The organism is Synechococcus sp. R55.2 (assembly GCF_047462075.1).
In the GTDB taxonomy this organism is placed as follows: domain Bacteria; phylum Cyanobacteriota; class Cyanobacteriia; order Thermostichales; family Thermostichaceae; genus Thermostichus.
The window spans coordinates 1-11,931 of sequence record NZ_JANSIH010000018.1 but is presented as its reverse complement, the minus strand read 5'-3'; the positions used below and the strand labels follow the sequence as shown (position 1 = coordinate 11,931).

Here is an 11,931-nt window from a genome sequence, read left to right as displayed (position 1 = left end):
CCAGTTTTGACGCTCATCCCGCTAACGCAAACCAAGTAGCAGGAGATTCCCCCTTCACCGAGTCTTGACCCGATGCCCTAGAGGACATCCCCGCCAGAACCTCTCCAGGGGCCTTTGAGGACTTCGTCCCCCTGGCGAGCACCTCACCGCGCTCCCCAACCCGATCCCGCAGCACCATCCCACCGGCAACATCCCTGGGCAGCCAACAGCCACAAGAGCACTCATACCAGCGGGTTCTCAGCGCCTCACCCCACGCCGGACACTCCTGAGAGGTGCCTGCCGCCCTCTCTCTGGCTCCAGCCTTGCCCCGCTTGAACCCAACCCAGGGCAGCGCCGAGTTCAGGAACTGCCCATGACCGGCCTCCACCATAGGCTTGCCCAGCACCCTGCGCCTTGAGGGTGGACTCATGGTCAGGGTTGTGATGGGCGCGTTGTGTATCACCACCTGCTGCCTGCCTTCCTGTGGCGGTGCGCCTTTGTCGGTCATCACACAAAAGCCATAGGCTGAGCAGCCAGCGGAGATGGAGGGATTGTTCTTTCTGCTGGCTCGCTGCTTCACCACCCCTGCTGCACGCGAAGCACTGCAATGAATCTGGGTAGAGATTTGCACCTCAATCCTCGCAGTATCCTGCAAACTGGAGGTGTTGCCCCCGCCAGCTAAAATCTCAAGACGGTTCTCGCTGCCTTCACGGATGAAGACTCTGGGAGGTTTTCCAAAAGCGACGGAAAGTGCCCTTGAGGGGAAAGGTTGCCATTTTTTTCCTGGCCCAGCTTGCCATGCCGACCGTTAACTATCTGCGCATCAGCTTGATCGATCGCTGCAATTTCCGCTGCCAGTACTGCATGCCTGACGAGGCGGAGTTGACGTGGCTGCAAGCCCCAGAGCGTTTAACGGATGAGGAAATCCTCACGTTGGTTCGAGAGGTGTTTTTGCCCTTGGGGATCGATTGCTTTCGCCTCACCGGCGGCGAACCCCTGCTGAGGCCGGGGCTGGAGCACCTCATCCGGGCTCTATGCAGCCTGCCTGGGGTGAGAGATGTGGCCCTTACCACCAACGGCTTCAACCTCAGCCAAAAGGCCCAACTCCTCTATGAAGCGGGGCTGCGCCGCATCAACATCAGCTTCGATTCCCTCAACCCCGAGACCTTTCGGCTGATCACAGGGCGGGATCGCTGGCAGCAGGTCTGGGCCGGGATCCAAGTTGCCCACCAAGTGGGGTTTGATCCCCTCAAGTTGAATGTGGTGGTGATCCCTGGGCTCAACGAATCGGAAGTGGAAGATCTGGCTGCCCTTACCCTGGAGCGGCAATGGCATGTGCGCTTCATCGAGTTTATGCCCATTGGCAATGCCGCCCTCTTTCAGCAGGCCGGCTGGGTGGAGTCTGAGGTGCTGCGACAGCGAATTCGCGCTCGCTTTGGCCTGGAACCTGGGTTTGTGGCCGGCAATGGGCCGGCGGATGTGTTTCGAATCCCGGGGGCAAAAGGCACCTTGGGCTTTATCAGCCAGATGTCGGAGTGCTTTTGTGATCGATGCAACCGCATGCGGCTATCCAGCGACGGTTGGCTGCGCCCTTGCCTGCTCAACGAATCCGGCCAAATCAACCTGCGGGATCCGCTGCGAGCTGGGATCCCTGCCGAAAGGCTAAGACAGCAGGTGCGAGAACTGCTGGACATCAAGCCGGACATCAACTTCAAAGGACGGGACACCGGCAGCCAGGGATCCTACCGGCGCACCATGTCTCAGATTGGCGGCTAGCGGGGATAAGGGATCCGCAAAAGCTGGTTGACCGGTGGGTGGGCCACCTGCAACTGTTTCCCATCCGGCCACTGGATCTGGATTTCCTTGACCCCTGTTTCGGATCCCAGGCCAAAGTGGGCCACCGGCTCCATCTGACAGAGGTAGCCGCTGCCGGCGTCGATGGCCTGGATCTGGGTACGGGTGGAGGTGAGCAGCCTTACCAACGCGCCGCGGGCCGGGGCTCCCTGGCGGGTGAGGGGCAGAACTCTCAGCCAGTTGTTGGCATTGGCCTGAGGGCGATAGAAGCTGAGAGGCTGGGCGCCAGACTCCCCATGGGCAATCAACAATTCCAGACGACCATCCCCATCCACATCGGCCACCGCTGCTCCTGTCCCCAATCCCTGCGGCTCGGCAGCATCTCCAATGTCAATGGCTTGCCAACGGCCTGAGCGCCATGCAAACAGACGGTTGGGCTCGCCGATGTTGTTGAAAAACAGCTCTGGGTAGCCGTCGTTGTCGAAGTCGGCAGCAATGACCGTGCGAATGCGAGAGGGCCTGGCCAGCTCAGGGGGGGGCTACATCCTTAAAAAAACCGCCGGGGGTCTGGATCCAGAGGCGATGGGGGCCTTCCCAGTTGCCATAGAGCAAATCCAGCCGTCCATCCCCATCCAGATCCACCGCTGCCACGCCGCGCCCATGCTCGTCGGGATCTGCTAGGCCCACCTCAGCGGCAATCTCTTCAAAGGTGCCATCTCCCCGGTTGCGAAACAGAAAGTTAGGTCCCTGCTCATTGACGGCAAAAATGTCCATCCGCTGCGAGACCAAGGGCACGGCCACCAACCCCCGCCCGCCCGTCACCCGATTGAGTCTCGCTTCTGGCGCCACATCGGCGATCATTTGGTTAGGGCCCAACTCGTAGAGGCGCATAGGGCCGCCGTAGTTGGCTACGAAAAATCCATAGCTCCCCTGGCCAAGACGATCCACACAAGCTACAGAGCGACCTGCCGTCAAGTTGAGGGCATCTTGGTTTTGCGGCAGGGAGAACAGGTCCACCCAGCGAGATCCCTGCCAGTCGAAGAGGCGATCCCCAAAGCGCTTGCGCCCGCCGAAGGTATCGGTGTTCAAGACATAAAGTTCTTCCTGCCCGTCCCCGTCAAAGTCGGCAGCAGCCACCCCAATTGCCATGCGCCCTGCATCGGCCAGGGTGTCGTCTGCTTGATCCACCAGGGCTTGCCCATCCCACTTCAAGACTCGATTGGAGCCGCGGAACCCGCACACAAACAGCTCAAAGGCCCCATCCCGATCCAAATCGCAAGCGGCAACCCCGTAGAAAAGGGCAGGTGGGTTAAAGCGGATCTGCGAGCTGCAATCTTGGAACATGGGGATCCCATCGGAGAACAATAGGAACTGGTGGAGCTTCCAGCTCTGATGGTATGCTGGATCTTCGCTGGAACTTCCCCTTCAACCATGCCACGCATCAAATCTGCCATCAAGCGCGTTCAGATCGCAGAGCGGAATCGGCTGCGCAACAAAGCCACCAAAGCAATGGTGCGCGCTCTGATGAAGAAAGTGATCTCCCTCTCGGCTGCCTACGCTGCCAACCCACAGCAAGAAACTCTGCAGGAAATCCAGGCGGCTATGAGTGCTGCTTTCAGCCGCATTGATAAAGCTGCCAAAACCGGCGTTCTGCACAAAAACACAGCCGCTCGTCGTAAGGCTCGGCTGGCCCGGATTGTGAAGCTATCCGTGGCTTCCTCGGAAAAATCCCAGGCTGAGGCTTTGGGTGGGCGTGATTGACTTCTCCTGCTGCTTCGGAAGTGGTGCTTGTGCGGGATTTCAGCCGCACGCAAACGAGATTTTGCCTCGGTGCCGGCAGGGATCCCAAGTAGCAGCCAAAACCTAATCTTGAGTATCCAACCTGTGCACCAACCAGCGCCGCAGCGGATGCCACACCGGCAAGGATAGGATCCAGCGGGATTGCTGCTCCAGCATGAGACGCTCCACCGGATACAGGCCGAACAGCTCATAGCGGCTTTGGGCAATCAGGATCCCCATCGTGAAGCTGACACAGAGCAACAACCCCAAAGTCGGCCATCCTGGGCGGTGAAACAAGGCATATCGCAGGCCCGTCCAAGTAAAGTAATCCCACAGGCGGGCTATATCCGCTCGCAAAGCCCAAAGGCTAGGGATCCCGACTACCAGCCACAGCAGGCCCAGAAAGATGAAGCTACCGCCGTGGTAGAGGCGCAACAGGCGCTTGGCTGCCGGAGACAGAGCTTGAGTGCCAGAGGCAGCTTTCTTTTCCGCAGCTGAGCCAGGATCAGGGAGCAAGGGCATGGGGATCCCAATTTTCGACACCTCAACACCCATTTTGGACTTATCTCCGACGCAATAGCTCGGTTGCATGGGATCCTCGAACTCAAACGAGTACTTTTCTGCTTTCGGCTCGCCCATTTTAAGGGATCGATGCACAGGGAGCCCAGTTGTGGCTCTCCCGCTGCACAGCGCCATCCAAAAAGGCACTGATCAAAGCATCTGCTCAAAGCATCTGCCGTCTGCAAGTCTTCCTTATCCGTACAGTCAAGTTTCCTGAGAGACGCCCAGACGTCCCGTTCCAAGAGCTTGGCAGACGATCTCTTTGACGTTCATATCCTGAGCGAAAACCAACATTCCCATGGTGAAGGGTCCCGCCCTGGCTCCCTAAGTCAAACCGCGCAATTTGCCCAAGCAACAATGCAGAACTCAAGGTCAGAGGCAGGTTGGTCGGGGTCAGAGAATGGGAACTGGGTCGGGGATATAATGGCTCTGCACCCTTTTCTTCGGCCTTGCTAGCTCAAAGGATAGAGCACCGACCTTCTAAGTCGATGGTTGCAGGTTCGAGTCCTGCGCAAGGCGCTGGCCTTGCCCTCTAAGCCTTGCTTGGGGTTTCCGACAAGCTGCCCTGATGGGGGCACCACATCTGAACCATCACCTGCCGAGAGTGGCTTTCTACCCGCAGGGATCCCTGCAGCAGCTCCACTGCCTTTTGAACCAGCGATAGACCCAAGCCCGTTCCCCCGGCGTTGCGGCAATCCAACTGGGGGAGGCGATAGAACTTTTCAAAAAGGCGGGGCAACGCTTCTGCAGGGATTTCTACCCCTGTATTGCGCACCGTGATCAGCCAGCCGGGACGGCCATTGGAGTTAGCCTGGCTCACACTCAAATAGATGCTTTCCCCAGTGGGGGTGTACTTACACGCATTGTTTAAAAGCTCGCTGACCACCCGCGACAAGAGGCTCTCATCCGTGCAGAGGGGCCAAAGGTCGGGATCCCATTCCACCTGAAACTGTTGGCCCTGTTGGGCAGCTCGCAGCCGGAAGGGCTCGGCAAGATTGGGGATCCATTCCTGGGGAGATAAACAGGTAAGTCTGAGGACTTTGTTTCCGGACTCGATGGCTTGCAATTCCAATAAGTCGTTGATCAACTCCAGCTCGCGGTTGGTCTCCATCTCCAAAATTTGAAAGTAGCGCCTTTCCCGCTCAGTTAGGTTGGCTTTAGATAGAAACCCAATAGCCAGCTTCATGTTGGTGAGAGGTGTGCGCATTTCGTGGGAGACCATGTGCAGAAACTCATCTTTGAGTTGGTTGAGCTCCTGCAACTGCTGCACCTGACGCTGGATCGTTTGATAAAGACGTGCTTGGCGAATGGCGATGGCACATTGGCCGGCTACCCGTTGGATGAGCTGTTGTTCCCGCTCGGTAAATATCTGCCCCGGTGGACGGGATCCACAAATATTCCCCAAAACAAGCAGTTCCTCGTGTTGAGCTGTCAGATCCCTTTTGTCGCAAATGGGAGCGATGATCAGGGTGTAGCGGTCGTGGTTGGGCCAGCAGGGGTGATGGAAGTTGCTCAATTGGCAGAGCTGTCCGCGCTGGAGCTGACGAAGCACATGGGCGAAATCCGCAAACGAAACCTCCAGGGGGAAGCGCCGGATCCCTTCTCCGGCCAAATAGTCCACCGCCAAAACGCTGACCTGCCGCTCTGGGTCATACAGGGCAATGGCGCAATTGGATAGGTTCAAGCTGAGGGCCAATTCTCGGGCCACCGTTTCCAAGATTTTTTGTTCGTCCAAGGTGGATCGAATTTCTTCGGTGATAAGCTGCAACAGAGCTTCGTAGTCATAGGCTTGCCGGAGTTCTGCATTGCGCACCCGTACTTGGTAATCCAATTCGGCATTGGTCTGTTGCAGCTTTTGATAAAGCTCTGCCTGCTGAATGGCCACCGCCAGGTGATCCCCAATGGCCTTGGCCAACTCGATCTCATCGGTTTGCCAATCCGGATCTGAGGTCAGGCGCCCCAGGGACAGGGCACCCCACACTTTTCCCTGGCAAGCCACTGGGATCACCAACCAAGGGCCCAGGTGGTATTCTCGCTTTTCATGGATAGCAAAGGGATCCAAAACTTGCTCGGGATCCGGCGCATGAAAAACTTGCAGCTGCTTCAAGTATTGGATGGCCACAATGTCTGGACTATCCGGGATGTGCAGGTGAAGGGCAGTGGGCAGATCAGGCGATTGGACGTAGCTGGCAACACCTAACCATACAGCCTCAGCCGGCAGGTACTGGTAAAGGGTAACCCGTGCTGCCTGTAACACTGCCCTCACTTCCCGGACTGCCACATCAAACAGGGTGGGCAAGTCGAGCGAGGCGTTGATGGCCTGAATGAGCTGGCTGAACAGCCTTTCTCGCTGCAATTGCCGCTGCAGTTTCAGCTCAGCTTGCTTACGAGGGGTGATGTTTCTAATGATCATCAGGACTTGATCTTCCCCATAGGGGACGATGCGAGCCTGCCGATATTGGGGCTGAGGGGATCCCTCTGGGCAGGGGTACTCGATCTCTTGAGCTTGCCGGGTTGCTAGGGCCAGCTCCAGATGCTCGCGAATGGCTTGGGCTGTGGGCTCTGCCGCACCGGCGCAGGCGACCTCAGGAAACAGCTCTTCAAGGGTTTTGCCCAAATAGTAGGCAGGGGGATGGGGGACAGAAAAATGGCTGGGCGGCTTGAACTCCAGACATCGGCCCTGGCGATCCAGACGAAGCAGCATGTCGGGCAGGGCTTCCAGGAGCTGGCGATGGCGACGCTCTCGCTCGGCCAAGGTGATCTCTAATTGCTTGCGCTCGCTGATGTCCAGGGTCACGCCGACAACCTGGCCGGGATCCCCTTTCGGCCCCAAGAGCACAATCCCCTGGGAAAGCTGCCAGCGCATCTGGCTGTCGGCCTGGTAAACCCGATATTCCACCGAAAAGTTGGGATCCCCCTCTACCGCCCTGGGCCCAGCCGTCTGCAAAGCTTCTTTCACCCTTTGGCGATCTTCCGGGTGAACGTGCTGCAAAAACACTTCCAGGGTGAAATCTTGGCCGGGATCCAGCCCGTATTTGGCCTTGCACTGGGGAGAAGCACTCAACTCCCAGGTGCGCAAATCCAGTTGCCAATAGCCCAGTTGGGTGGCTTCTAAGGCCAAATAGAGATGCTCTGGATAAAAGCTGCCGTCTCCTGGCCGCACCGGCACCAGGCGGTATCGAGTTGAAGCCATCTCCCTCACCAGACGGTTAATTTGCCGCAAGCCCTGCCTCATTGTGGACAATTTTCAGAGAACCTGGGAGATCCTACTATTCGAACTGTTAGAAATTCCTAACCTTAAGCATGGCTCCAGGGTAACTCTTAGACATGTGTTCTCCGACACCAAACCTTCAACTTGAGCTGGACTTCAACTTCACGGGGAGAAGGCCTAGGGTCACACCCTGCTGATGCGACCGGGAGGCTTTGGGCCGGGCTTGTGGGAAAGGGGGGTGCCTCTGCTATAGTATCGTCAGTTGCATTTCGGATCCCAAGTGGTGGGATCCCCCTGGCAGGTAGGGTCAGGGCAGGCTTCAAGATGTCTTTGCGCTCTTGCGAGAGTTGACGTTGCGTTGAGCTTTCTCGGTGTGATCCTGCCCTTAGCCTGCGTGAAGCGTTTTCTCTTTTTTATGCTTTCCTGTGCAACGTTAAGCCTGACGTTTAATCACAGAAAACTTCTCCTGCTCTCGAGTTTGGGTTTATCTGTAGTAAGACCTGTATTCAGATTTTCCCGATGGGTTGACGGTTTCCTGTTCGCCCTGGCGCGGCTTCTCAAGGTGCCGTTGCCCTCTTCATTTGGTTAGCGGACGGGGAAACAGAAGATTGCTAGATCTGGACAATTAGCAGGGCCGAGGTTGTCTTCACTTCCTTGGGCTTTGGCTTAAGTTTTCCTTTCCCCGGGTATCTCTTGCAAAGTTGCCCGATGTTGGCGATGGCAACAGGATAGTCTGTTTAGCCTGCTGTTAGGTTTTCTGGATTCTCTGAGTTGGGTTGATGGGCTGGCCCGCGGCATGGCGAGCGAAGGGATCCCTTTGACCTTTCTCAGCAGACTTCTCCCTATTTTTTCCTAGCTCAACTCAATCATTTTCCAACCGAAGAATTCAAGGTTATTGCTGTGGTTTGTAAAGTTTCTCCCAGTTTGGATCGACATAGCCAGTCGAGTGAATCTGCTTTGCTTGGCCAGGCTTCATTGCCCCAAGGCCACCCCTTGGATCCCCTTAGCGCCGAGGAAATGCGGCAGGTGGTGCAGATCCTGCGCCGGCAACGGCCCCTCAGTTCTCAGTGGCGCTTTGTAACCATCCAGCTACAAGAGCCGGAGCGGCCTTGGATGGAAGCGTGGCAGCCGGGGCAGCCGTGGGATCGGCAGGCTTTCGTGGTGCTGTTGGATCCGGCCAGTGGCAACACCTACGAAGCCGTGGTCTCTCTGTCAACACAGCAGGTGCGCTCTTGGCAGCTCGTTCCGGGCGTGCAGCCCCCTCTGCTCGACGATGAGGTGTACGCCTGCGACCGCCTGCTCAAGGAGGATCCCCAATTTTTGGCGGCTCTGCAGCGGCGGGGGATTGCCGATGTGGATTTGGTGATGGTGGACTACTGGACGGTGGGCTACTTCGGGATCCCGGAAGAAGAAGGGCGGCGGCTGGTGCGAGGCTTTTGTTTCCTACGTACTTCCCCTTGCGACAACGGCTATGCCCGCCCCATCGAGGGGCTCTACCCCTGGATTGACCTCAACCGCATGCAAGTTGTCAAGGTGGAGGATCGGGGTCTGTGGCCCTTGCCGCCGGAGTCCGGTAACTTCGACGAGCTGTTTTTCAAAGATTTTCGCCAAGACTTGAAGCCGCTAGAAATCACTCAGCCCCAAGGGGTGAGCTTCCAGGTGGACGGCCACCACATCCGCTGGCAGAAGTGGGATCTGCGCATCAGCTTTAACCCGCGAGAGGGGCTCGTCCTCCACCAGGTGAGCTACGAGGATCAAGGCCGCCTTCGCCCCATTCTCTACCGCGCCTCGGTAGCCGAGATGGTGGTGCCCTACGGGGATCCGCGGGATCCCCACTTCCGCAAAAATGCCTTCGATGTGGGGGAATACGGCATTGGCATGCAGGCCAACTCCCTGCGGCTGGGCTGCGACTGTCTGGGGGAAATCTACTACTTCGATGCCTGGCTGCCCACCAACAGCGGTGAGCCCATGCTTTTGAAAAATGCCGTCTGCATGCACGAGGAGGATTTTGGCATCCTTTGGAAGCACACCGACTGGCGCACGGAACGGGCGCAGGTGCGGCGCTCGCGGCGGCTGGTGCTTTCCTTTTTCACCACCATTGGCAACTACGACTACGGCTTTTTCTGGTATTTCTACCAAGACGGCACGCTGGAGTTTGAAGCCAAGCTCACCGGCATCATCAACACTTGCGCCACGTTGCCGGGGGAAGAGCCGGAGTTTGGCGTCTTGGTGGCACCCCAATTGTCTGGCCTCAACCACCAGCACTTTTTCACTGTCCGCCTCGATATGGCGGTGGATGGGCCGTGCAACTCCCTCTATGAAGTGCATGCAGAACCTCTGCCTCTGGGGCCGGATAACCCTCACGGCAACGCCTTTCGCGCCCGCTCTACCCTGCTGAGCGCCGAGCAGGAGGCTAAGCAAACGGTGGATCCCTTGCGGGGCCGCTATTGGAAGATTGTCAACCCCAATCGCCACAACCGCCTGGGACAGCCGGTGGCCTACAAACTGATGCCGGGGGAAAACGTCCAGCTTTTGGCCCACCCCGACTCTTGGCTGCACCGACGGGCAGGATACCTGGCCCACCACCTCTGGGCCACGCCCTACCATCCCGGCGAGAAGTTCCCAGCAGGGGACTACCCCAACCAACACCCCGGTGGCGAAGGGCTGGTGAAATGGACGCAAGCGAACCGATCCCTGGAAAACACCCGCCTGGTGCTCTGGTATAGCTTTGGCTGCAATCACTTCCCCCGCACCGAAGACTGGCCGGTGATGCCGGTTAGCTACATCGGCTTTATGCTCAAGCCCCTAGGCTTCTTTGAGTGCAACCCGGCTTTGGATGTGCCCCCGCCTCCGCCAAAGATCAAAGGCTGCTGCAGCTTGAGTCATTCCAACCAGCAGTGAGCGCCATATCCACCCCCTGTCCCTCATCGCGCTGACCGAATCGGGATCCAACGGATTTGGGTGGGCTGTCAAGAATATCAAAAAGCCCAGAAGCCTTGCTGTGTAGGAACTTCTGGGCATTGTTCAACTTTGGGAAATGGAGCTGACGGGAGTCGAACCCGTGTCCGAGATGGGTACTGAGGGATCACTCATTCACAGGTTTAGCCTCTTTGACCCTCGAGGCGGGGATCGCCGTTTGGATCCCGGCGATGGGAGTTCTCCGCCTGATCTTGGTCTCTCCCTCGACGGAGCCGGAGTAGAGAGCTGCACCCGTTGGGGTTGTGATCCGCCCACTTAACGGGGTCGTGAGCAGATCCTCGAGCTCAGAGTAAGTTTTCGGTTACTGAGCCTTAGGCAGCCAAAGCAGCCGCTTTACGAGCAAAGGGTACGACGTTGTTCGCACGTACTTTTTTGAGCCTGGTGGTAACGGGATAAGCTCAATCCCGACCTGCCTCATGAACCCATGTTCGCCACCCCGTCGAAACCGTTACAGCCCCAGGGTTGACTTGAGTCCAGTATAGCAAGATTTTTGGGGATAAGGCCAGAACCTTTGCGAATGTGACAGAAGCTTTGCTAATATGACGAAGCTGCAAACTTGGGTCGGTAGCTCAGCGGTAGAGCACTCGGCTTTTAACCGATTGGCCCAGGGTTCGAATCCCTGCCGACCCATGTCAGTCTTCCCCTTCCAAAATGCGGGGCACCTTGAAGAACATGTCTGCCCGGTCAGGGGCGTTGGCCAGGATCCCTTCGATATCCGGGTAGGGCTCGACTTCATCGGGGCGGGTGGGCAGTTCCATGTCCAGGACGTGAAAGGTGGGCTCTACCCCCTCCGTGTCCAGCTCCTTCAGTTGCTCCACGTAGGCCAAGATGTCTGCTAGCTGCTCTGTGAACTGGATCTCTTCCTCCTCGGTCAGCTCCAGACGAGCCAAGTGAGCAACATGTTGGACTTCTTCCCGTTTCAGCATCCTCTCCTCCGGCTCCCAGATTATCGACTTGACTTAGCCCAGGGTAGCCGAGATCAACCGTTCGCGTTAACAGAACGGAGTCCTTCTGCAGGAAGGCTCAGTACACTTCCAGGTTGGCGCGCCCGGTGGTTTTCAGCCAGTTTTGGGCCTCGATGTAGTTGTTGGGGGCAATGCGAATGGCCCGAATCCAGTACTGGGCAGCCTCGTTGAACAGGGCCTCTGCTGTTTCCTCATCCCCGGCTTGCAGGCTCAGCTCGCCCTTGTGGTGCAGCAATACGGCAATGTTGTTCAGGGCAGAGCAAAGTCTTGGGTTCAACTCCAGAGCTTGGTGATAGTACTCCAGAGCCTTGTCCAGTTCGCCGTTGCTCTGGTAGATCAGGCCCATGTTGTAGAGGATGTAGCTGCGGTCTTCTTCCCCTTGCTCGAGGGCGAGGGCTTCTCTGTAGTTTTCTAGGGCCTCGGCGTATTCTCCTTCGCTCTGAGCGGCCATGCCATCCCGGTAGTAGGCAAAGGCTTTCTTTTCCTCGGAACTCACCCCTGGCAGCAGTTTCAGAATTAGATCGGCCATGACGGTGAAGGTCTTGTCAATGAAGTTGTCGTTCTTCATGCTGCGCGGCATGGCTGACCCCTTTTAAGTTTAGGACTAAGGATCTGATACATTTACGCTGAACACTGCTGAACATCACTGTTCAACTATGCAGC

Annotated in this window: 10 protein-coding genes, 2 tRNA genes, 1 other RNA gene and 1 pseudogene; 5 read left to right on the top strand and 9 right to left on the bottom strand. The window is 57.4% G+C overall.

The window, feature by feature from the left end:
* Positions 1–13: 13 nt before the first annotated feature.
* The gene (locus NW838_RS00645; protein ID WP_414355734.1) at positions 14–487 is read right to left on the bottom strand and encodes a hypothetical protein; all 474 of its coding nucleotides are present in this window, start codon (positions 485–487) and stop codon (positions 14–16) included.
* A gap of 290 nt (positions 488–777) precedes the next feature.
* Here NW838_RS00645 and moaA point away from each other — a divergent pair, with 290 nt between their 5' ends.
* Positions 778–1,755, top strand: coding sequence for a GTP 3',8-cyclase MoaA (moaA, locus tag NW838_RS00640; protein WP_414355756.1), 978 nt, complete (start codon positions 778–780; stop codon positions 1,753–1,755).
* Here the strand turns inward: moaA and NW838_RS00635 are convergent.
* The 3 genes and pseudogenes from NW838_RS00635 to NW838_RS00625 form a co-directional block, all read right to left on the bottom strand.
* Entirely contained in the window at positions 1,752–2,117 is a 366-nt protein-coding gene (locus NW838_RS00635) for an ASPIC/UnbV domain-containing protein (protein ID WP_414427294.1), read from the bottom strand. The genes moaA and NW838_RS00635 overlap by 4 nt on opposite strands.
* A gap of 18 nt (positions 2,118–2,135) precedes the next feature.
* A pseudogene (locus tag NW838_RS00630) lies at positions 2,136–2,201 on the bottom strand (hypothetical protein); the annotation flags it as partial.
* Between the two features lie 100 nt (positions 2,202–2,301).
* A complete protein-coding gene (locus NW838_RS00625) occupies positions 2,302–3,117 on the bottom strand; it encodes an FG-GAP repeat domain-containing protein (RefSeq protein WP_414427293.1) in 816 nt (271 codons plus the stop codon).
* Positions 3,118–3,204: 87 nt separating this feature from the next.
* Here NW838_RS00625 and rpsT point away from each other — a divergent pair, with 87 nt between their 5' ends.
* A complete protein-coding gene (rpsT, locus tag NW838_RS00620; protein WP_414355736.1) occupies positions 3,205–3,534 on the top strand; it encodes a 30S ribosomal protein S20 in 330 nt (109 codons plus the stop codon).
* 102 nt (positions 3,535–3,636) lie between these two features.
* Here the strand turns inward: rpsT and NW838_RS00615 are convergent, their stop codons facing one another.
* On the bottom strand, positions 3,637–4,074 hold the full coding sequence (locus tag NW838_RS00615; protein WP_414355737.1) for a hypothetical protein: 438 nt from the start codon (positions 4,072–4,074) through the stop codon (positions 3,637–3,639).
* Positions 4,075–4,559: 485 nt separating this feature from the next.
* Between NW838_RS00615 and NW838_RS00610 the strand changes: the two genes are divergently transcribed.
* Positions 4,560–4,632: transfer RNA gene (locus NW838_RS00610), tRNA-Arg, on the top strand.
* 13 nt (positions 4,633–4,645) lie between these two features.
* Here the strand turns inward: NW838_RS00610 and NW838_RS00605 are convergent.
* Positions 4,646–7,306 (bottom strand): GAF domain-containing protein, encoded by a 2,661-nt coding sequence (locus NW838_RS00605; protein WP_414427292.1) that lies wholly within the window; start codon positions 7,304–7,306, stop codon positions 4,646–4,648.
* A 975-nt stretch (positions 7,307–8,281) separates the two neighbouring features.
* Here NW838_RS00605 and NW838_RS00600 point away from each other — a divergent pair.
* The gene (locus NW838_RS00600; protein ID WP_414427291.1) at positions 8,282–10,225 is read left to right on the top strand and encodes a primary-amine oxidase; all 1,944 of its coding nucleotides are present in this window, start codon (positions 8,282–8,284) and stop codon (positions 10,223–10,225) included.
* A 134-nt stretch (positions 10,226–10,359) separates the two neighbouring features.
* Here the strand turns inward: NW838_RS00600 and ssrA are convergent.
* Positions 10,360–10,761: a transfer-messenger RNA gene (gene ssrA, locus NW838_RS00595) on the bottom strand.
* Between the two features lie 100 nt (positions 10,762–10,861).
* Between ssrA and NW838_RS00590 the strand changes: the two genes are divergently transcribed.
* A tRNA-Lys gene (locus tag NW838_RS00590) sits at positions 10,862–10,933 on the top strand.
* Between the two features lie 2 nt (positions 10,934–10,935).
* Here NW838_RS00590 and gatC read toward each other — a convergent pair.
* Both gatC and NW838_RS00580 read right to left on the bottom strand, forming a co-directional pair.
* Positions 10,936–11,229 (bottom strand): Asp-tRNA(Asn)/Glu-tRNA(Gln) amidotransferase subunit GatC, encoded by a 294-nt coding sequence (gene gatC, locus NW838_RS00585; protein WP_414350806.1) that lies wholly within the window; start codon positions 11,227–11,229, stop codon positions 10,936–10,938.
* Between the two features lie 97 nt (positions 11,230–11,326).
* A complete protein-coding gene (locus tag NW838_RS00580; RefSeq protein ID WP_414342688.1) occupies positions 11,327–11,848 on the bottom strand; it encodes a photosystem I assembly protein Ycf3 in 522 nt (173 codons plus the stop codon).
* Between the last annotated feature and the right edge of the window lie 83 nt (positions 11,849–11,931).